Source organism: Bradyrhizobium sp. USDA3516 (genome assembly GCF_057651995.1).
The window spans coordinates 68,850-89,364 of record NZ_JBYGYN010000018.1; the positions used below are offsets into that span (position 1 = coordinate 68,850).

Genomic DNA, 20,515 nt, shown 5'->3' on the forward strand with positions numbered 1-20,515 from the left:
AGGCGTCGGATCGGGTGTGGGCAAGCGGCTCAAGGTGATGATCCCGACCTTGCTGCCTGCCCTTGAGCAATATGGCCGATTGCAGCTTGGCCAGTCGGACCGTGATCGTGTTCTGGCCATCAGCGCCGCTACCAGCGATCGCCTGCTCGTCGATGTGACGATCACGGCGAGTGGCGGCAGGCGGCGCCGCGCCGGATTCTATTCGGCAATCCAGCGCGAGGTCCCGATCCGCACGTTCAATGACTGGAACAGCTCGGTGCCCGACGTTCTGTGAGGTCGACATGGTCGCCCATGGCGGCACGTCGGTGGCTGGTTCGTTCATCCAAACCCTCACGATGGTCGATGTCGCCACCGGCTGGACGGAGTGCCTGCCGTTGCTGACGCGGGAAGGTTCGCTCGTCGTCGAGGCGATCAACCGCGCTTGTTTCCCTGGCTGTTGCGCGGCGTGGACTTCGACAACGACTGCGCCTTCATGAACGATGTCGTCGTGCCATGGTGTCGTGAGAAGAAGCTCGAAGTCACTCGCTCCCGCGCCTATAAGAAGAACGACCAGGCGTTTGTCGAGCAGAAGAATGGTGCCGTCGTTCGCCGCCTCATGCGCTATGGCCGCTTCGATGGCGTCGAGACGGCGCGTATAATGAGCCGCCTCTATGCGGCGGCACGGCTCTACGTCAACTTCTTCCAGCCGTCATTCAAGCTGAAGGAGAAGCGTCGAGAAGGGGCTAAAGTGATCAAGCGCTATCATCTCCCTTCGGCGCCTTATGAGCGTGCCTTGGCGCATCCCAAGGTGACCGCGGCCGCGAATAAACGGCTCCACGATCAGTATCGCTCGCTCGATCCGGTCGCGCTGTTGGCGGAAATTCGTCAAACCGTGCCGGACAGGCGCGCGGCCTGCAACCCGCTCACACTAGCATCCGGCCAGCGACCACGGGGACGTTCGCGAAGACGCTCGGCAAGCCCGCGACGGTCGTTGAGCCGCGTGCCACGCACCGGCGCACTCGTCGGCCCTATAAGACCAGAGTTCGCATGCCGTCCAAGCTCGACCCGCATATTGCCGCGATCGAAGCGTGGATCGCAGAGCAGCCGCAGCTGACGGCGCTCGCAATTGTCGGCCGGCTGCGTGAGAAATACCCCGAGGAGTTCGGAAAGAGACAGCATTCGATTGTGGAACGGTTGCTGAGGGCGCTCAGACGGAGGGCTGCCGAACGGTTGGTCGCCCAGGGAGCAAGCCGGCAAAGCCATCTGGCGCGACCGATTAGTCGACATCGGATCGTCATCGGCAATGTCGCCATCAGGGTAACATTCGTAGATGCGGCAATACGGGGGGCACATTTGCAGGCCGTTGACAAGAGAATACGCCGGAGCATACGCTTCGCAGCCAGTCTCACGAAAGCGCTGAACTGTTCCAGGAGATGCACGAGAGCGGGATCAAGTTTCCGAACCGTCGCGGTAGGAACAACCGTTCAGCCTTTAAAGCGTATGAGCCTCGCTGTTGCATCGAGAATTCCTTAAACAGACTGAAGGACAGGCGCATCGACGCGAGTTGTTGTCTGCCTGCTATTGTCGCTGTCTTCAGTATAATAGATTTCGTCGATCTGAACTCTAGTTTGCTCTCCTTCACGGCAAAAGCTCGCTCGCAAAGAACCTGCGCGGGTATCCTCCAAGGTGAGACCATGTCTGCTTGTCTGACACCGCGGTCGCGCAGCATCGGCATAAAATCGGTGAACATGTAGGAGTGCGCTTGCCAAAGCCCCTGGGTCTTCAGGTGCTCAGCGTTGGCCCTAGGGGAGAGAGGGCTAACTGGACCTGCCGAAGTCGCCACAACGCCGGTCTATGCTCATAACGACCTGGCGCGAAAGCCGGCGCGCACGAGCTCTGCCACGTTTTTGGCGCGGACATTGTCGCCTGGATAGCCCATCCCGATTTGATCAAATCCAATGCGAGGTTCTCGACCGGGATTGGCCCATGGTGCTTTTTCCTCGTGAAGTATGGTCCGCAATGTGCGACAGCTAACGGAAGGGCTGCGGATCAACAAGATGCAAGGCCGACGTTCGGCATTCAGTTGAAATGTCTCGTCAACCATCGACCGACTTCGTCGCACACGTTCTATAGAAAACCGAACCTAGTGATCAGTTGGCAACTACCACTTCTTGTGGTTGTCGGTGTTACCTCAATAGGGCGACATGGTTGTACGTGAAAGCTGATGCGTAAAGAACGCTGTTGCAGCTGAAGAGCGGATCGACACTTGGTCTCGTCGAAAATGACCTTTTATGCCACGAGTAAGGGAACCTTTCGATTGACTAGATGTTTGCCCGGTACTGGACGGAGAGCTTTCGATCACCTGCAGCTGCAGGAACTGCTTCTGATCGAAGAACGTACGATCATCGCCTTGTCGACCCAGAACGGCGAGGCCGAAGCGAAAAGGACTTTGTGCTCTATATCGGAGGCTCGCGTGAAGCTCGCCGTGCCTCTTGACGCTTGCCCTAGCCTAGGGTGGCCGGATCATACTTCGGGGCAGATGGATCGGTGATGAGGCGTACCGCCGATCTTCAGTCAGAGTCACGGACTTCCCCTGCTGCATCGCCGACGACCACGACATCGCAGGCGGCCAGCAGGACGAACTTTTATTCAGAGCTTCGCGGTTCGTGAAATCCTTTGCGACTTCACGGATGCCAGCTTGCCGAGACGTCTCCTGCTGAGTATTTTGTTGCGATCAGATAAGCTGGGGCGCCATACGGACTAGCTGTTGACCGCCAACTGTGCAAATGAATTGAGCGGTCGGTTGAGGCCAAGATTCTCTCTTAAAGTTTGTCCAGAATAGCAGTGCCTGAATTTACCTCGCCTCCGCAATTCCGGCACAACAAGTTCGATGAACTCCTTGAGGCTTCCGGGAAGCGTCGCGAAGCATAAATTGAATCCGTCGGCCGCGCGCTCGTCAAATGTGTCCACCATAGTCTGTGCGATTTCGTCAGGCGTTCCAATAATCATCAAGTGTCCTGAGCTGTCGGAGATATAAGTCATCAACTGGCGCCAAGTGAATTTTTGGCGAGCGGCCATTTCCAACAGCAGCTTCTGTCGACTCTGGAATAAGTTCGTTGGCGGCAGCGTGTCAGGCACACGAGCATCAAGATCGACCGAGCGTAAGTTAGTAACCGATCCTAGCCACCGCTCAGCCACTCCGATTAGGACGTCGATGTGTGTGTAGGAACGAAGTCTCTCAAGCTTGTCCAACGCTTCCTGCTTCGTCCGCCCTACGATCGGGACAAGTCCAGGCATGATTAACACCTGATGGTCTTCCCGTCCAAATGTAAGCGCTTTCGCTTTGAGAGCAGCGTAGAATTTTTTCCCGTTCTCAAGGCTGGGCTCGGCCGTGAAAATAACCTCTCCAACTTCTGCGGCGAATGCCACTCCGATATCGGATGCGCCAGCTTGCACCAACACGGGATGGCCTTGCGGCGGCCTTGCGGTGTTCATAGGACCTCTCACCGAAAAGTACTTGCCCCGGTGGTTTACTGGATGCATCTTTTTGGTATCAACAAAAATACCACTTTGTTTGTCGCGAATGAAGGCGTCGTCTTCCCACGAGTCCCAGAGGCCCTTTACGACTCCGACAAATTCTCTCGCTCGGGCATAGCGGGTGGCGTGACAAGGTAGCTCCTTGTCACCAAAATTAGCGGCTTCGAATTTGTATCCTGAAGTAACGATGTTCCAAGCGGCGCGTCCTTGCGACAGACGATCGAGCGAAGCAAACATACGCGCGATATGATATGGCTCATTGTACGTCGTGGTCGCCGTCCCAACCAGTCCGATATTCTGCGTGCGCGATGACAGGGCTGACAAGAGCGTCAATGGCTCAAATCCGTCATTTCGACTCTGGCGAGCGATGGTCGCGTGAGCTTCATCCGGCACGCTCGGGCTATCGGCGCAAAATATAAAGTGAAATGCTGCACTTTCGGCAAGTTCAGCTAAAGTTCCAAAATAATCAATATCAACGCCGCCATTTGCGGGTACGCGTGGGTCGCGCCATGCGGCGTCGTGGCATCCTCCCTGAAGGACCATCATTCCGAGCTTCATTTCGTCGCGACGCATATCGCACCTCCTTGACCTGACTACGCGCATTCACCTTTTTGAATCGGCATTGCAGAGAGACGTAATACCTCCCTCGAGGGGCATAGAAATTGGCACATAGAAGCGGTACTTCTGGCTGCAACGCTGATGAGGATCAACTTCCATCGGACCACTTCTGAGTGCTGCACTCGGTGGGTTGACCCTAGGCAGAGTGTCTGGCGATTGTTAGCTGTCTTTGAGACTGCATGCTGAACTCATTGAAAGGGATGCTGGGTTCTTAGGCAGTGTTGTGAACCCTCATACCTACGGATCGTTGCATGCTCTCAGCCCCGCGACAACCACCAGCTTCGGTAGTCGCTGCTTGAAATTGAGATCCGCTGGCCAACTCGCCTCTGTATATTCAAAGCCACGCGATGAATCGCACATCGCCAAACGCGAGTCTCGCTCAAGGCAGCCCGCTCCGATGAATAGAGGGGCTTCACGGAGATTGAAGGTTCGTGGCGCGGGCTTAAGGACGGCGCGAGCATCTTCAAGGTGTTCGGTAGGGCTATAGCAGGCTTCTTGCATTGTTGCTCCGCCAGGAGAACAGCAGTTTGAGGCCCCGAATTGGCTGCAATTCCAGGGCAGGCCCGCAGTTGGACTGTACCGACGCAGTCTTTCCGCAGATCCGCATATTTCGAGGCCGAACCTTCAGGATCGACCCTGAGCGAAGTACGCACCCGGCTAAAGTCGACGTGGCGCTGCGACGCTTTCACTCTCGGCGTTAACTCAATGCGCGTACACGCGATTGTGGACGGCCCGATCGAATTGCATTTGCAACTTGAAGCGAACGTTGGTGTGTCGGTCCAAACCGACCGCTAAACCAGGTAGTGGTAGAGCGTCTACGAGCGTGATACGACCGGCACCGCTGGACGATTGGGATGACGAGCTATTCGCCCGACTCTCCTTATCGTAGCTGCTCTGCCTTAGATTGGTGATGCGCACCGAGGGGCGTCGGTGGGCCCAGCCGTTTCCGAATCAGTGGGTGGGTCCAGGTGTAATCGTCACGAAAGCAAAATGTGGCGCCTCGTCACACCAACAACAACGAGAGGTTAGTGCTTGGCCACGCCACAGAATAGGGGCTCGAGATTATAATACCGGCTGGTTGGAAGTTCGTCCGGTTGAGTGAAAAGGAAACTCTTCGAGTGGAACGTAGCAAAGACTAAGCTGCCATGCCATTAAGGGATTCCAGTCCGGAATGTCCGCAGCATTTGCAAAGGTGCGCTACCGACCTGTGTCCCCGGCTCGTCGGAGCTGCGGCCCAGCAGACGCCGTTGGCTCTACCCAAGCTAGGCATGCTTGAAGCGGCTCGAAGTCGAGATGCGCAGCAACTAGAGAAATTTGAGGGAGAATGTAATCGTGCCCACCTGGGACTACATCATCGCCGGTGGCGGTTCAGCTGGCTGCGTGCTCGCCAACCGCTTGAGCGAAAATGGGAGGGACAATATTCTGCTGCTTGAGGCCGGTCCGCGCGACAGGTCAGTATGGATTGACATCCCCGCAGGGTACACGAGGCTCCTGAGTCACAAGCGATTCAATTGGAACTATGAATTGGAGGCGGAGGACAGCTTGGCTGGGCGACGCCTCCGCTATCCTAGCGGTCGTGTCTTGGGCGGCTGCAGTTCCATTAACGGCATGCTCTATGTGCGAGGCCAGCCCCTCGACTACGACACATGGCACCGATTTGGCAATCATGGCTGGTCGTACAAAGACGTGTTGCCCTACTTTAAAAGGTTAGAGTACTACGATCGTCTAGCGGATGATTCGCGCGGCAAAGAGGGACTCCTCAGTGTAAGAGAGTTGGAGGAGCGCGATACACTGGGAGACGCCTTCATCGATGCCGCCGAAGCCTGCGGCTTTTCGCGCAATAACGATTACAACAACGGTCGGCAGGATGGCTTCGGCTATTATCAGGTAACGACGAAAAGCGGACGGCGCTGGTCGGCTGCGCGCGCATTCCTGGATCCAGTGCGCAGGCGATCGAATCTTCGGATTGAGACAAACGCGCAAGTAACGCGGCTCCTACTTGAGGGTAAGCGCGCGGTCGGCGTTGAATATACAATGTGCGGCGAGAAGCGGAAGGCTCGTTGCCGAGAGTTGATCCTTTCCTGCGGTGCGATCCAGTCACCAGCCGTGCTGGAGCGTTCCGGCATCGGCCAACCCGAACTACTGAAGGCTTTGGGCATTGAGGTTCTCCACGAATTAAGGGGAGTGGGCGAAAATTGCGGAAACCACTTCGCTCCCTCTATTAGTTGGCGAGTGAACCAGCCGATCACGCTCAACGAGCGGACCCGAGGCTTGAGGCTCCTTCGCGAGATCGCACGATACTACGTCAGCGGAACAGGTGCACTTACCCACTTAGGGGCGTTGGTGTTCGGCTTTGTTTGCACGGAGCGAAGCTTAAACAGGCCCGACATCCAATTTATCATGGCGCCAGCGAGCTATGACAAGGCCCGCGAGGGACGTCTTGAGAGCAAGCCTGGCATGACGGTAGTGGTCAATCAGTGCCGCCCCGAATCTCGCGGGTCGATCCACATCAAATCGCGCGTTGCCAATACCAACCCCGAAATTTGGGCCAATTTTCTCGCGGCGCAGACCGATCGCCAATGCACGGTCGCGGGCTTGCAGATCGCGCGACAAATTGTGCAAAATCCAGCTATCGCAAAATACATCGATTTTGAGTGCCATCCTGGCGAAAATGTACAGAGCTACGATGAATGGCTCGATTACGCGCGGCGCGCCGGTGGAACCATGTATCATCTTGTCGGCACGTGCAAAATGGGCAATGATCCGTTGGCTGTAGTTGACGATCGTCTGCGAGTGCACGGCCTCGCAGGCGTGCGCGTTATTGATGCATCAATTATGCCGACGGTACCATCCGGCAACACCTACGCGCCTACTCTCATGGTGGCCGAGAAGGGCGCTGACATGATCAAGGAAGATCACAAAAGGCCATAGAAATATCAATGTCATGGCTCCTCGCGTCCGCTATGCAGTTGCCGGCAAGCTGAGGCGCCACTAGAAGGCACAGTTTAATGGGCATAAGCGCGTCGATTTCGATGCTGGGAATAGCCATCCACTAGCAGGTTCTCGCGATAGTATTGAGACGCCCGATCGCGCATTCACCGCCACTGTCTTTCAAGCGATCAGCCGTCATCAGGGCAACCGCTGTGGCCGAAAGTTCGGACTTCCATAATGCCCATAAGTAGGCGGCCTTTGCCTATCCAGAGCGGGGAGAGAGCGTCAGCAAAGTGGTTTCATCGGCAAGATCTCGTTCGGGTTCTCGCCGCCCATGAGGGTCAAATTTGGGCTCTGATGCACTTTGCTATGCTCCTTTCACTCACTCTGCACCTTGGCCGCCGCCACAGGCGGGCCATCGGTCTGACGATACGCCAAAGTTCGTTTGATCTGCATTTGCCATGGCTGGACGAGCAGTGGGCGTGCGGCTGCCGCACGGACTGAACTTTGGCGCCGTTTGAAGGAGCGACGCTTCCGAGGCTCGCTCCGCGTTATCCTCGATTGGGCAACCTGCAGATTACGAGCGGAAAGGGTCGACGCAAACCTTCAGACGATCCCGTCGGATAGAACGACCGCGCGCCAGATGACAATCGGGCGGGACTTGCTCACGAAAGCGGAGACCATCAACGTCGCGGCGATCGAAGCTGGCGTGCCAACCTTGGTCGAAGCACGCGAGATCATCGCCGAATTCCATCTGGTGATCCGACGCAAGACCGAGGCACGCCTCTTCAGGTGGACCGAACGCGCGTACAATCTCCTCGCCTCCTTTTGCCAGCGGCGTCGCTAGGGACGAAGCGGCGGTCCGAGAGGCAATCACGTGGCCCTGGTCGCGCGGACAAACCGAAGGCAGATCACGCGCCCAAAGCTTGTCAGGCGTCAAGTGTATGGCCGCGGATAGACCAATCTGCTCCAGGCCCGTTTGATCGTTGGGGTCGGGATGCCGCGCGGCATGGAGCGTCAATCAGGATGAGAGAGTTACGCTGGGCTCGTGACGTAGGGAGCGCGTAGCCCGACCGGAGTTACGAGCCCAGCCTCGGCGCGATCCCGAGAAGGACCGCGCCGACTGGTGATCGCGGCCGAAGGTTATGCAAGTGGTTGTTCCGCCAAGAGGAATCACTCGCTTGCCCGGCCGACACATCACAGATCACCAGATGAGGCTCTACATGAAGTCAACGGAGCACCCGAGATCGTAACGCCGAACTCCTCCATGTCCGTGAAGGCCGACGCGGGTTGGCCAGGCTCGTAGGTTTGGTGGAAGATCACCTCCTGCTCCTCGCCGTGGATCGCCCGCCATGCACGCATCCGACGTTCCAGGGTACGACGGATACCGCTGCCGAGATCCGGATGACAACGTAGCATCTCCTCGAAGACCGCCACCGGGCGTAAGCCAGGTGCCCCCTTCAGGATCGGACGATCTCGGTCTCGAACACGTCGCTCAACCGGTTTCGGTCGTCGCCGGCTGCGGGGAGCCTTCCTTTGCGATGGAAGTCGGGGGTCTCTCTCGATCCGATTAGGCGGTCGACGCACTGAATGACGTGCTCGGATCCCGCTCAGCTGCCGAAGGTTTGGTGTAGCTTACGCCGCCTGCCTCCTACGAATGCCTCGTCGGAGCGCCAAGAGTGCCGCATGAGCATCGCCAACACCGTCGACACCGCGCGCCTCAATCTGTTGCTCAACGAGCTGCGGCTGCCCGCCATTAAGGTGCTGTGGCCCCAATTCCCGAACAGTCCGACAAGGGAGGTTGGCCGGCGGCCCGCTTTCTCGCCATCGACCGAGCATGAGATCGCCGAACGCGGCCGCCGCCACATCGAGCGCCATCTCGCCGAGCCGCGGCCGCCCGCTGGAAAAGCCTTCGACAGCTTCGACTTCGAGGCCGTGCCGATGATCTGCAAGGTGCAGGCGACCGCGCTTGCTGCCGGTGCCAGCTGGCTGGGCAAGGGCGCCAATTTGCTGTTGTTCGGTCCGCCCGGTGGCGGAAAGAGCCATCTCGCAGGTGCTCTCGGCCTAGCCATCATCGAGAACGGATGGCGCGTCCCCTTCACCCGGACCACCGATCTCGTGCAGAAGCTCCAGCTGGCGCGACGTGAGCTCAACCTCGAGGCGGCCATCAATCATCTCGATAGCTTCGATCTCCTGGTCCTTGATGATCTTGCTTACGTCACCAAGGATGAGGCCGAGACCAGCCTGCTGTTCGAACTCATCAGTGCACGCTACGAGCGACGCTCGATGCTGATCACGGCCGTCAGCCATTCGGCGAAGAAAATAGGGTCTTCCCGGACCCCGCAATGACCCTCGCCGCTATGGAAATGAACGTCGGCAGCTATCGCAGACGGACCGCCCTCGGGCGAAAACGCGGTCAAGGACGGTCGCCATGCACGCGACACGCAAAACCGTCTCTGATTGACGCTGCGCGACAATCAGCATTCAACAAAACTCTTGCGCGCGACAATCAACGCGGCAATCACCACCTCGCGGAGTTCGTCGTCCTACTTGTTCTGCGCTTCCCCACCCAGACTGTCGTGCTATATCCAGAAGACATCAGTGCGCTCGCCGAGGACTACCTGTCGCACTAGCTTCCTGCTGTGGCCGGTCTGACGCACGATCTGCTTTTTAGGTATCCCGTTCTTCGAAATAGCCAGGATGGCCGCGTCTCCTCGCGCGGCAGAACTGAAGGCGCTCGGCGGGGTGAGCAGCTTGAGGTCGGTAAGCGCTCCGCCGGGGCCCTGTTGAGCCTGGATTGACACCTTGCGGAATCGCCACGGCATGAGGACTTCGATTCTGCTATGGGGATGGTCGTCGATGATCGCCTCGAGTGTTTCGGCGATGCAGCTGGCCGGATTGACGTCCTTGAGTTTGCAGGTGGCGACAATCGATGCCAGGCCGGGCACGGCGTGCTCCGTTGCGTGCGCTTGCGACCCGAACAGCGACGATGGATGTATTTCGGCCGGCGCGTGACCAGCACGCGCCATTGCGCCGGTATCACGTCAAGGGGCTGGGCTAACGTTCTCGCCGATCTTAGTCAGGACGCCGCAACCCGAAAGCGTGCTTGCAGGCTCGATGATCCGTTCCGCCTGCGGCAAATGGGCAGGCCCGCAGCCGCGATTGCGATGAGAGACCTTGATCCGGCACGTTCCGCGATCGGCCGGTGATCACAGCCTCGGCTCTCTCCTGCGCCGCGTCCAAGATGCCTTGCGCGATCTCCAGGTCTTCCAGCGGTAAGTGATACTGATCTGGCCGCAGCTTCTCGGACTTCGAGCCGACCTTCTCGCGGCGCAATTCGCCGAGAATGATCTCCAGCCGACGCCGCGCTTCCTCCGACGCCGCCAGCGCCCCCTGATGCTCGCTCAAGGCCGCCTGCGTTTTCGCCAAAAGCGCCTTGAGGCGTTTGTTTTCGTCACGCACCGCCGCGATGCTCATGTGCTATTTCGAGCACATCGTCGCCGCGCGTGGCACGCTCAAAATAGCTGCCAGTCATTCTGCCGGAGTTACCCAGCCGGCTGGGGAGGCGGCGCTTCTTCCGGGCCGACCAACCTCCAATCCAGCCCCTCGAAAAGGCCGCGAACATCGCTGGCGACATCCGCATCACGCCGTCCGCGATCGTTGGCCTAACGAACTTGCAACCTTCGAGGTGCTTGTGAACCAACACCAGGCCCGTTCGGTCCCACACCAAAATCTTGATTCGGTACGCTCGTTTCGATCGGAACACGAAGGCGGCCACGCTGAACCCGTGTGAGACGGGAAAGTCCTGAAATAGTGAAGGGTCAGCGCGCTGTAAGCAATCTCAAAAAAACCCGCGGGCAACTCCAAAGTATCTAGATCGACGATGCAATAGCTGATCCCCGCGTCCGCTGTATCTGCCTCTGCGCGCTCGATGATGTCCTGCGATAAGTCGCGGCCAAGGGTAGAGGTGGCACCTTGCTCACGCATGCAACGTGAGGCCCTGCCGAAGCCACAGCCGAGATCGATGACACGCATGCGCATTGACGGCTCGATCAGTGTCCCTGCGGCGAAACTTTGCCAAGGCGCTCGAACAGACCACCTACAAGGCGACAACGGTGACGTCACGATGCGCGCGGCTGATCATCAGGCAGCTTGGCCCATCGTCGTCTCGAAGGTTGAGCAAGGGACGAAATTCGCTACCGACGGTGCCGATGTGGGTTCGTGCCGATCAGGGTCATCGCGGGAGGTGAGTTCGTGAATTCCGTGCAGGCAAGTTGTAAAATGCAGCGAGCCGCCGTGACCTACCCTCTATCCCCGGTCGTGAACGGTCTCGTGTTCGGCTCGCTGCACTTCATGGTGTCCAAGCTTATGCTAATCTTTGAGATCATGGAAAATCGTGCACGGCAGACATCCGGCCGCGCGTCGTCCTTTACTCCATGCTCAGTTCGTGCCGTCCCACAACCATCCAGTGGACCTCGTCGGGACCGTCGGTCAGGCGCAATTGGCGGACATCCGTGTACATCTCGGCGAGCGGCGTCCAGTTTGAAATGCCTGTTGCGCCGTGCATCTGGATCGCCTGATCGATAATTCGGGAGGCACGATCCGGTACCATGGCCTTGATCATACTGACCCAGACACGCGCCTCCTTGTTGCCGAGCACATCCATAGCCCTCGCAGCCTTCAGGACCATCAGCCGCATGGCTTCGATTTCGCATCGGGCCTGCGCGATGATTTGCAGATTGCCACCGAGCCGGGCAATCTTCCTGCCGAAGGCTTCGCGGGTGAGCCCGCGGCGCACCATCATGTCGAGTGCTTTCTCGGCCTTGCCGATGACGCGCATGCAGTGATGGATGCGGCCCGGACCGAGGCGGATCTGCGAGATCTCGAAGCCGCGGCCCTCCTCGAGCAGGATATTTTCCTTCGGTACCCGGACATTGTTGAAGCGTAGGTGCATGTGGCCGCGCGGTGCGTGGTCTTGCCCGAAAACGTGCATGGGTCCGAGAGTCTCGACGCCGGGCGTGTCCATCGGCACCAGAATTTGCGAATGCTGCCTGTTGGGCGGTGCATCTTGGTTGGTCCTCGCCATCACGATCATGATCTTGCAGCGCGGATCTCCTGCACCGGAGATGAAGTATTTCTCGCCGTTGATTACCCACTCGTCACCGACAAGCCTTGCGCTTGTCGAGATGTTCCTGGCATCCGATGAGGCCACGTCTGGCTCTGTCATGGCATAAGCCGACCGAATTTCACCGCTGAGCAGCGGCCTCAGCCACTTCTCCTTCTGCTCCGGCGTGCCGACACGCTCCAGCACCTCCATGTTGCCCGTATCGGGTGCCGCGCAGTTTAGGGTTTCAGGTGCAAGCAGGTCCTTGCCAAGCTCGGCGGCGATGTAGGCGAAGTCCAAATTCTTCATTCCCTCGCCAGTGTGTGCATTGGGGAGAAAGAAGTTCCACAAGCCCTGCGCCCTGGCCCTTGATTTCGCCTTTTCGAGCATTTCAAGCTGCTTCCGCGTAAAGCTCCAGCGGTCGGCTTTCTCCTGGGGAAGCTGTTCGAGCTCGGCGGAAATTGGTTCCACGGTTTCGCGGATGAACTTGCGCACCTGCTCATACAATGGCCGCACCCCCTCGGACATGCGAAGGTCGTTCAGCTCGTCACCCGGGTTGAGGCTGTAGCTGGTGCAACGGACCGGTGCTGCGATGTTCATGATTCAACTCCTCATCTTTAAGGCTGTCGGAAAGCGAGGGCTCCCGCCGCGAAAGCCGTTATCAATATTCATGGTAGCCGCCTAAACGGTAGCTGGGAGTTGCTCGCTTGACATCACGTCGGCATCGTTCTGTCGTGCAATTTCGACTTGGTGCATTGCGTTCGTCGGGAAGAAAACCCTGAAGACACCAGAGAGGGCGGATACCCGGCCACGGAGCAATGGTGGGATCCTCTAAATCACATCTGAGGGACCAAGGGTATGAGACAGGCCAGTATCCACTCACTTTGGGAATTCTAATGCTGTTCGGAGGCTCGGAGGAAGCGCAATTGATAGCTGCGCCGATCGACGTGAGTCGGGCTTGAACGTTTCGCTGCACCATCGCGATAGACGGGCCTGTCCTGTTCTGATCGTGGAGTCTACCGCGCGCGGATACCTCAGAGATACTGCCGGCCTTGGTAGGCAGAATCTCAGAACTCATTTAAGTATTGGAGTTCTGCCTGAGATCATGCGTCGCACAATGCATACTGATACGGAGGGTCGCAATGTCTTCGGCTGACTGATTCATCACCGGTAGAGGGTGAGGAGCATAGTCTCGGATCACCGCCATGGATCGGCCCGCAGCCGCCACCGACCGGGAGCGGCTGGCGGGGTATGCCTTCATCGAGGGCAAGTGCCGCGGTGCGAATATGTGGCGGTAGCGATGTGCTTCGGAGGCGGCATGGGAGCTGGCGGGCTGTTCGAAATCGCCTGAGCCGCCCGGTATGAAATTACAAGCGCCTGGTTAGCTAATTCGAATGGGTCCAGGGCTCCAACGACTCTGAAAGGAGATAGTAGTCGAGAACATCAATCGCGATCATATCATCAGCAGAAATGCGAGCCGCTTCTGCCACGCCAGCACCAATGTGCGGCAATGTCGCCGATTCCCTCAGCTGAGTGCCTGCGCCGAGGTTGCGATGGACTCGCACCTCCGATCGTCGTCGGGCACCGGCGCGGGGGCAGGCATAGCGTCTAACGTGTCGTATCACCGCAGTTTGGTTGACCAAAATGGGAGACAGACATTGCAAAGCACCATGATGGATGTGCCGCTCTCGCTCAACCACCTGCTGGAGCGTGCAGGAAAAATCTTCGCCGGAAACGAGATCGTCTCGCGCATGCCCGACAAGAGCCTTCGCCGCCACACCTATGGCGTCTTCTACCGACGCGCGCGCTCGCTCGCGTCGGTGCTGCAGACGCTTGGTCTGGAGAAAGGTGACCGCGTCGCGACGCTGTGCTGGAATCACCATGCTCACCTGGAGTGCTATTTCGGCATCCCCGCGGCGGGCGGGGTGATGCATACGCTCAACCTGCGCCTGGCGCCCGCTGAGATCGGCTGGATCGCGGCCAACGCCAACGATCGCTTCCTGATCGTCGATGATGTCCTGCTGCCCTTGTACAAGCAGATCGCGCACTTGCATCAATTCGAACAAGTGCTCGTGTTTCCATTCTCCGGTGCGCCGGTCTCGCCCGAAATGCACGACTACGATGCCCTGCTGGAGCGCGCCGATCCTGACGGCTTCGAGTACGCCGGGCATGATGAAGCCGATCCGGTCGCAATATGCTACACGTCTGGAACGACAGGCCGGCCGAAAGGGGTCGTGTATTCCCACCGTTCGACGATCCTGCACACACTTGTCGCGAGCCTTGGCGATTTCTGGGCTCTGCGTAGCATGGACGTCGTGTTGCCAATCACGCCGATGTTCCACGTAAACGCTTGGGGAATTCCTTACGGCGCAGTGAACCTGGGTGCGAAGCTCGTATTCCCGGGGCCGCATTTGCATGCCGATGACCTTCTCGATTTAATGCAGATAGAACCGCCCACGTTGGCGGTCGGTGTGCCGACAATTTGGATGACGTTAATGCAGACATTCGATGCGGCGCAATCCGAAGCCTCGCCTGACCGGGGCCGATGGAAGCTGCCGAAGGCAATGCACGCAGTGACGGGCGGCGCTGCGGTACCCGTGTCTCTAATCCGCGCTTACGACGAGCACGGCGTGTGGCTGGATCAAGGATGGGGCATGACCGAGACATCACCGGTTTGCACCAGATCGTATCGTAGGGTCGAATTGCTCGCCGCTGGCGCCGACGAGAGGTACCAGCGCGCTGCCATGGCCGGCGTACCCGTGCCGCTTGTGGACCTGCGACTTTGGGGCGAGGAAGGCGAGCGGCCGTGGGACGGGACGAGCGTCGGCGAGATCCACGTACGGGGGCCGTTCATCACCGGATCCTACCACGAGCTACCCGTAACCAGCGACAACTTCACCGAGGACGGCTGGCTGCGCACCGGCGACGTGGCTTCTATCGACCCGCTCGGCTTCGTGCGCGTCACTGATCGGACGAAAGACCTCATTAAGTCCGGCGGCGAGTGGATCAGCTCAGCGGACCTTGAGACTGTGCTAATGGAGCATCCTGCAGTCGCCGAGGCCGCGGTCATCGCGATCTCCGATGAGAAGTGGGGCGAAAGGCCGCTCGCTTGCATCGTGCTGAACCCTGGCAAGCAAGTAGACGCGAGGAAGCTAAACGACCACCTGCGCGCGCATAGTTTCGCGAAATGGCAATTGCCGGAGCGGTACGAATTCATTGACGCCGTACCACGAACATCGACCGGCAAGTTCGCGAAATTGAAACTACGCGAGCGCTTCCCGACGTGAGGTCACCCGGCACAAATGATCGCGTGCATGCGCACGCGTCAGCTGGTTTGTGGGCGGTTAAAGAAAAGATCAAAATTCTATAGATCGTTGGGTTCCCGCGCGGCCCTACCAACATATGCACATCCCATTCTCTGTTTCAGTGCGTCTTTTTCGAGGTCGATTGACGGAAATTGCGACGTCCACATCAGTTCGGCATCGGCTGCGGCGGTGCCAAACTCCTGAAGGATAGCAGATATCCCCGTTGTCTCTACAATGAACCATGTTTAATCGTAAGCCACCCTTGCTGGTGACCGTCGCCCTTGCTGACAAGATGGCGCGCATAGCCGGTGCATTTATTGCACTTAGCTGTAGGCGCTGCGGACGTGTGGGTTTCCGAACGGCACGGCTCCGCCTGACGCTTTGACGGCGACGAGCAGGATTCCGCACCTGCCAAAACTTACGCTTTTAAAGGTAGGCAGATCAGTGCACCTGCGCGATTGTGAGTCACAGGATCGGCATCCTGCTGGGCCGCCGACGCAAGCTGCTGGATGAAGCTCAAGCTCGTCTAGCGCCGCCTCATCTTCGGGCACGGCTGCTTGACGCATCACCTCGCTTGTCGGAGTACACGACGTCTAGTCCCGGTCGTGCCCCTGATACTGGTGTAGCTCGGTAGAGCAAGCCGCTCGGACGCGCGCCCCCAAAAGCGCGTAGCGTGTGGGCGGCTTTGCGGCGGTTGCCGCAACCGGTAATCGCTTTTACCGCGCAGCAAACAACGCTAACCCCGACGGTGCTCTGCACGAACTGACAGCGCTACGGCTCGCCACGGTGCCCCTCGAAGCTCTGAAAGAGCGCAACAATCTGATAGAGAGTGCGATTGACCATGTCATCCTCGGGTGGTCGATCCGGTCGGTGAGGCTGGTGCCGACATCGCTCGGTTCGCCGCGTTAAAGGCCGGCCTTGGCAAGACTGTACCGGGCGTCCAGATCAATCGATTGTGCGTTTCTGGGCTTGATGAGGTAAAATTTCGCCGCGGCTCAAATCATGAGCGGGTAGCACGACCTCGTGACGATCCTTGCGAAAGACGAGCATTTGCGTCCCGATACGACGATGCAGTCGCTGGTGCAGCTAAAACCCGCCTTTGTTGAAGTGGCGCAAAAGGGGGGCTTTGATGCCGTGGCGGTCCAGTCACACCCGGAGATCGAGAGCATCAACTATGTCCATCATTGCGGCAACTCGTCCGACATCGTAGATGGCGCAAGCGCCGTGTTAATCGGCAGCAGGGAAGCTGGTAAGAAACTTGGACTAGAAGCACGTGCCAAGATCCGCGCGTTCGCCAATATCGCTTCGGAGCCCCGCCATCATGTTGGCAGGCCCGATCGAGGTCTCCAAAAGTTGTTCGATCGTTCCGGATTAAGAACGGCCGATATTGACTTGTTCGAAGTCAATGAAGCCTTTGCCTCGGTCGTGCTCCGCTACATCCAGGCGTTTGACATCGACCCGACAAAATCAACGTCAATGGTGGCGCGATCGCGCTCGTCCATCCTCTGGGCACCACCGGCGCGATGATCCTAGGTACCGCACTCGACGAGCTCGAGCGCGCCAATAAGGCGGTCGCTTCGGTGACGTTTGTGCATCGGCGGCGGCATGGGGACAGCGTCAATCATTGAACGAGTCTAGTGGAGGGGATTTCCGCAAGGACCGGTGTGGCGCTCGCGACTGAAGATTGACGCTAGGAAACAGCAGACGACATGGGAGGACACAAGGATGGCGTACAAGACTTTCAAGATTGACGCAGATCGTGACGGGGTCTGTGCAGGTCGCCTGGGCGGCGCAACGGCATCTGGAGAACATTCTGGATCAGACGGCGACGGCCGAGTTCGAGCTGATTGTGAAGCAAACCTCTGCAGATGCTCTGTGAGGGGGGCTGAGGTTAGCAGTGAGGCTCTGGCTGCTGGCGCAGACCTTTCTATGCTCGAACAAATAGGAAGTGCTTACGTCCAATGGGTGAATCTACACACATCGTGTGGATCTGTCGCAGTGGTCATCAGAGGTCTCTTGCCTTGGCGACCATTCGCGCTGTGCGGAGGTCAGTTTCGTATCCATCCCCTGATCGACCAGCGCGTCGCGTCGGCCGGTATCGTCGTAACTTTGGCTGGATCATGGCGGCAACCTGACGTGGCTCATGGTGCCAGCACGTGGCCTTATCAATCAAGCCATAGCAGAAGTCACCTGAAAGTTTGGCGGCCGAATTGCCATCGGTGTGTCCAAGCAGGCCAACTTAGTTATGATCTTGGAAGTCATACATACACCGCGTGATCGAGCGGCGCCGCTCAAATAGCCTCCGGGCATAAGGAAGAGCTAACTCGCCAAGTATGTCCGCCCGTGCTCAGAGAGCCTAAACGCCTCGCCGGTTGGCCTCTCACACAGCATATCCAGAAGAGCCCTCCTTCAGCGACAGGTAAACGTGTTGAACTTCTATTCCAGATAACAAGTCCAATAGGCAGGTACGAGCATGTCTAATCAGTCACCTACCAGTGTTCACAGTTGATCTGCAGCCAATTTATGGCCTATCCAGATCTATAGATGCAAAAGATGAGTAGGCTATGCGACTTTCTGACACACGAGCACTGCGAAGCGCGGAGACTCATCATTTTCAAATGCGGCCGCATATTCTCGTGCGCGATCGTCGAGCGACTAAGACTCAAGTGATTCACTTGGCGAGGTCGTCTTGATCATTTTTATCAAGATGGCGCTGCTAAGCTTACTTCACCGTGGAATAGATGAGCCGATCACAGTGATGCCGTTGAAGCTCCGTGAGGCCAAGTACATGTGGACCTTTACACAACAATGCGCGCTCGTTGGCGCGGGGCGGTTTTGAGTCGCTGCCCCCTCAAGCGAAGCCGGCATATTGGATCGAGGAGAGAGTTGATGTTGGCTCAACGAGCTATCCTATTAGAGCTGTCGGAGGCCGCCGCAGCTGGTGCCGCCGCGAAAGCCGCTCGCGAGCGCGGTGATGATATAATCGATTTGACCACAGGAGAACTCTGGAGCAATATTGCCCCATCGGTGCGCGAGGGCGCGATCGCCGCGATTAATAACAACGTCAACCGCTACACCGCCGCACTTGGCCTTACCGAATTGCGCTCCGCGCTTGCAAGTAGGCTTTCCGACGAAACTGCTCAAACTTGGTCGGCAGACGAAATCGCTGTTACGAACGGTGCTAAACAGGCGCTTTTCAATGCGGTTCTTGCTGTTCTGAATCCCGGCGAAGAAGTGCTAATTCCCACCCCCTATTGGACTACTTTCCCGGCACAGATTTCTCTTCTAGGTGGTACGCCGGTTTTCATCGATACTCGGCTCAACAATTTTGTCCCAAGGCTTTCAGACCTGAAGGCAGCTGTCACAGCCAAAACCAGAGCGATCGTGGTGAACACCCCGAACAATCCAACCGGCGTAGTCTATGACCGTGACATTCTTGCCGGCATAGCTGACCTCGCTATGGATCGGAACATTTGGATAATCTTTGACGAGTGCTATGGAGCTTTCGTCCATGCTCCTCACACCCATCATCCCATTCTATGCGTCGCCCCCCGAATCCGGGATCGTACGCTGATTGTCAATTCGTTTTCCAAGTCGTTGGCACTACCTGGTTGGCGAGTTGGCTACCTTGCGGGCCCGAAGGCGCTTATTAGCGCGGTGAAGGCTCTACAAAGTCACACGACTTCCAATGCCAACGTAATTGCACAGTATGCGCTGCTCCACCACTTGAAGTCCGGTGATCGCGCTTTCGAAGTGGCATTGCATCAGCACGTGCGCAACGCGCGTGAGCTCGGGTTATCAATCTTGTCAAAGCTGAGCACGGTGCCGCCGCCCGCTTCGCACGGTGGATTTTGCTTCTATCTCGATCTGAGTAGATTGCAGGAGCATTCAAGATCCAAAGGACATACATTGAACGCTGATGATGTTGTAAACGCGTTGCTAGTAGACGCTGGCGTTGCAACAACCTCGGGGACTGCCTTCGGCGATCCCGCCGGCATTCGGCTCTTTTATGGTATAGATATCGATTTGTTGGAGAAAGGTTTACGCCGTGTGGCGACAACTCTCAACACGTGGAACTGATCGGCTGCCTTATCAGCCCGATGATGACGACTCTGCCACCATTTCTGATGTCAGGTCTCTTTTCCGGGCGTCCGTGAGGCTCAGGAACTGGTGGGTGTTGACGAGGCATTCGTGCACACTTGGCAGGGCAACTGGCGGCTTCGAGATCAGGCCGAGCGCTTCGTGAAGTTATCTCTCTCTGATCTGCCGCTTGGACTGCGGAGGCCTTAGCGGCTGCACAGCATCCGTAACGCCGAGCAAGACTATCGTGGCGAGCCAAACTGCCAGTCAATCGCCGGACCTCAAATCGATAAAGCCATCGGCATTGCCGAACAGATGGCGTCGGCCGCCGACGAGCTGACGCTCGACATCCGCAGGGACATCGAAGCCAGGTATGAGGAAGCAGACCAGCTGCGCTGTCGTCGAACGGCCCAAATCGAAGCGGATCTCGCTCAGCGCCGCTCCCCGTTCGTCGACCCAATAATCGTCTCGTCGCCGATACGCTCGAAGGTGAATGGAACGACACGCTCCGCGTGCTGGCTAAAGCTCGAGAAGATGCAGAGCGCGCAAGAGAACGGGATCAGCTGGTCCTCGATGAGGCTTTCCGCGTCCGCTGATCGCAATGACGTCGACTTCAGTAAGGTTTGGGCAGATCCAGACACGCCTGACCGTGGAACGCAAACGGCTGCTCGCCCACATCATCGAGGATGTCACCCTCATCAAGATGCTGGAAAGAACTACCAAAATTCAGGTCCGCTTTGGGTGGCAAAATCCAAACGCTCAACACCCTGAGCCCCAAATCTTCCGCGGAGCAGGTCGAGACGCAACGCCCTGTATCGTCGAGTTGGTCGACCAGCTCCTCGATAAACACATCTATTCCGTGAGGTCGTGTCCCAAGTGATGGTGTAGCTCGGTAGAGCAAAGCCGCCTGCACGCGCGCCCCCAACAGCGCCGTAGCGGGCGGGCGGCTTTGCGGTGGTCA

At 57.9% G+C, this 20,515-nt stretch carries 15 protein-coding genes and 3 pseudogenes; 10 read left to right on the plus strand and 8 right to left on the minus strand.

Going from position 1 to position 20,515, the window contains the following annotated elements:
• Positions 1 to 16 precede the first annotated feature (16 nt).
• The 3 genes from AC24YW_RS36135 (at position 17) to AC24YW_RS36145 (ending at position 1,512) form a co-directional block, all read left to right on the plus strand.
• Positions 17 to 274, plus strand: a complete 258-nt coding sequence (locus AC24YW_RS36135; protein WP_487487142.1) for a hypothetical protein — start codon at positions 17 to 19, stop codon at positions 272 to 274.
• A gap of 147 nt (positions 275 to 421) precedes the next feature.
• On the plus strand, positions 422 to 1,093 hold the full coding sequence (locus AC24YW_RS36140) for a hypothetical protein (RefSeq protein WP_487487143.1): 672 nt from the start codon (positions 422 to 424) through the stop codon (positions 1,091 to 1,093).
• A complete protein-coding gene (locus tag AC24YW_RS36145; RefSeq protein ID WP_487487144.1) occupies positions 1,027 to 1,512 on the plus strand; it encodes a hypothetical protein in 486 nt (161 codons plus the stop codon). The genes AC24YW_RS36140 and AC24YW_RS36145 overlap by 67 nt, the downstream gene beginning before the upstream one ends.
• Before the next feature lie 1,227 nt (positions 1,513 to 2,739).
• Here the strand turns inward: AC24YW_RS36145 and AC24YW_RS36150 are convergent.
• Positions 2,740 to 4,089, minus strand: a complete 1,350-nt coding sequence (locus AC24YW_RS36150) for an LLM class flavin-dependent oxidoreductase (protein WP_487487145.1) — start codon at positions 4,087 to 4,089, stop codon at positions 2,740 to 2,742.
• Positions 4,090 to 5,466: 1,377 nt separating this feature from the next.
• Between AC24YW_RS36150 and AC24YW_RS36155 the strand changes: the two genes are divergently transcribed.
• The gene (locus tag AC24YW_RS36155) at positions 5,467 to 7,065 is read left to right on the plus strand and encodes a GMC family oxidoreductase (protein ID WP_487487146.1); all 1,599 of its coding nucleotides are present in this window, start codon (positions 5,467 to 5,469) and stop codon (positions 7,063 to 7,065) included.
• A gap of 661 nt (positions 7,066 to 7,726) precedes the next feature.
• Positions 7,727 to 7,912, plus strand: a complete 186-nt coding sequence (locus AC24YW_RS36160) for a hypothetical protein (protein ID WP_487487147.1) — start codon at positions 7,727 to 7,729, stop codon at positions 7,910 to 7,912.
• Between the two features lie 383 nt (positions 7,913 to 8,295).
• Here the strand turns inward: AC24YW_RS36160 and AC24YW_RS36165 are convergent.
• Positions 8,296 to 8,616 (minus strand): annotated as a pseudogene (locus AC24YW_RS36165) (IS21 family transposase); the annotation flags it as partial.
• A 135-nt stretch (positions 8,617 to 8,751) separates the two neighbouring features.
• Here AC24YW_RS36165 and AC24YW_RS36170 point away from each other — a divergent pair.
• The gene (locus AC24YW_RS36170) at positions 8,752 to 9,414 is read left to right on the plus strand and encodes an ATP-binding protein (RefSeq protein ID WP_487487148.1); all 663 of its coding nucleotides are present in this window, start codon (positions 8,752 to 8,754) and stop codon (positions 9,412 to 9,414) included.
• A 521-nt stretch (positions 9,415 to 9,935) separates the two neighbouring features.
• On the opposite strand, the pseudogene AC24YW_RS36175 reads toward AC24YW_RS36170, so the two are convergent.
• The 5 genes and pseudogenes from AC24YW_RS36175 to AC24YW_RS36195 all read right to left on the minus strand — a co-directional run.
• Positions 9,936 to 10,094, minus strand: a pseudogene (locus AC24YW_RS36175) (hypothetical protein); the annotation flags it as partial.
• A 46-nt stretch (positions 10,095 to 10,140) separates the two neighbouring features.
• Positions 10,141 to 10,542 (minus strand): transposase domain-containing protein, encoded by a 402-nt coding sequence (locus AC24YW_RS36180; protein ID WP_487487149.1) that lies wholly within the window; start codon positions 10,540 to 10,542, stop codon positions 10,141 to 10,143.
• On the minus strand, positions 10,520 to 10,792 hold the full coding sequence (locus tag AC24YW_RS36185; protein ID WP_487487150.1) for a hypothetical protein: 273 nt from the start codon (positions 10,790 to 10,792) through the stop codon (positions 10,520 to 10,522). Before AC24YW_RS36185 ends, AC24YW_RS36180 begins: the two co-directional genes overlap by 23 nt.
• A complete protein-coding gene (locus AC24YW_RS36190) occupies positions 10,708 to 11,106 on the minus strand; it encodes a class I SAM-dependent methyltransferase (RefSeq protein WP_487487151.1) in 399 nt (132 codons plus the stop codon). The genes AC24YW_RS36185 and AC24YW_RS36190 overlap by 85 nt, the downstream gene beginning before the upstream one ends.
• 388 nt (positions 11,107 to 11,494) lie before the next feature.
• Positions 11,495 to 12,769, minus strand: a complete 1,275-nt coding sequence (locus AC24YW_RS36195) for an acyl-CoA dehydrogenase family protein (RefSeq protein ID WP_487487152.1) — start codon at positions 12,767 to 12,769, stop codon at positions 11,495 to 11,497.
• Positions 12,770 to 13,827: 1,058 nt separating this feature from the next.
• On the opposite strand from AC24YW_RS36195, the gene AC24YW_RS36200 reads away from it, so the two are divergent.
• The 4 genes and pseudogenes from AC24YW_RS36200 to AC24YW_RS36215 all read left to right on the plus strand — a co-directional run bounded on the left by AC24YW_RS36200 (position 13,828) and on the right by AC24YW_RS36215 (position 19,554).
• Entirely contained in the window at positions 13,828 to 15,456 is a 1,629-nt protein-coding gene (locus tag AC24YW_RS36200; protein ID WP_487487153.1) for a long-chain-fatty-acid--CoA ligase, read from the plus strand.
• An 810-nt stretch (positions 15,457 to 16,266) separates the two neighbouring features.
• Positions 16,267 to 17,112, plus strand: a pseudogene (locus tag AC24YW_RS36205) (thiolase family protein); the annotation flags it as partial.
• A gap of 109 nt (positions 17,113 to 17,221) precedes the next feature.
• Entirely contained in the window at positions 17,222 to 17,353 is a 132-nt protein-coding gene (locus AC24YW_RS36210) for a hypothetical protein (RefSeq protein WP_487487154.1), read from the plus strand.
• 1,010 nt (positions 17,354 to 18,363) lie between these two features.
• Positions 18,364 to 19,554 (plus strand): pyridoxal phosphate-dependent aminotransferase, encoded by a 1,191-nt coding sequence (locus tag AC24YW_RS36215; protein WP_487487155.1) that lies wholly within the window; start codon positions 18,364 to 18,366, stop codon positions 19,552 to 19,554.
• A 613-nt stretch (positions 19,555 to 20,167) separates the two neighbouring features.
• On the opposite strand, the gene AC24YW_RS36220 is transcribed toward AC24YW_RS36215, so the two are convergent.
• Entirely contained in the window at positions 20,168 to 20,404 is a 237-nt protein-coding gene (locus AC24YW_RS36220) for a hypothetical protein (protein ID WP_487487156.1), read from the minus strand.
• Positions 20,405 to 20,515 lie beyond the last annotated feature (111 nt).

Bases quoted from the DNA above. Each gene is read 5' to 3' on its own strand.
- AC24YW_RS36145 (WP_487487144.1), top strand. From the start codon at position 1,027: ATGCCGTCCAAGCTCGACCCGCATATTGCCGCGATCGAAGCGTGGATC.
- AC24YW_RS36150 (WP_487487145.1), bottom strand. From the start codon at position 4,089: ATGCGTCGCGACGAAATGAAGCTCGGAATGATGGTCCTTCAGGGAGGA.
- AC24YW_RS36170 (WP_487487148.1), top strand. From the start codon at position 8,752: ATGAGCATCGCCAACACCGTCGACACCGCGCGCCTCAATCTGTTGCTC.
- AC24YW_RS36180 (WP_487487149.1), bottom strand. From the start codon at position 10,542: ATGAGCATCGCGGCGGTGCGTGACGAAAACAAACGCCTCAAGGCGCTT.
- AC24YW_RS36190 (WP_487487151.1), bottom strand. From the start codon at position 11,106: ATGCGCATGCGTGTCATCGATCTCGGCTGTGGCTTCGGCAGGGCCTCA.
- AC24YW_RS36195 (WP_487487152.1), bottom strand. From the start codon at position 12,769: ATGAACATCGCAGCACCGGTCCGTTGCACCAGCTACAGCCTCAACCCG.
- AC24YW_RS36215 (WP_487487155.1), top strand. From the start codon at position 18,364: ATGTTGGCTCAACGAGCTATCCTATTAGAGCTGTCGGAGGCCGCCGCA.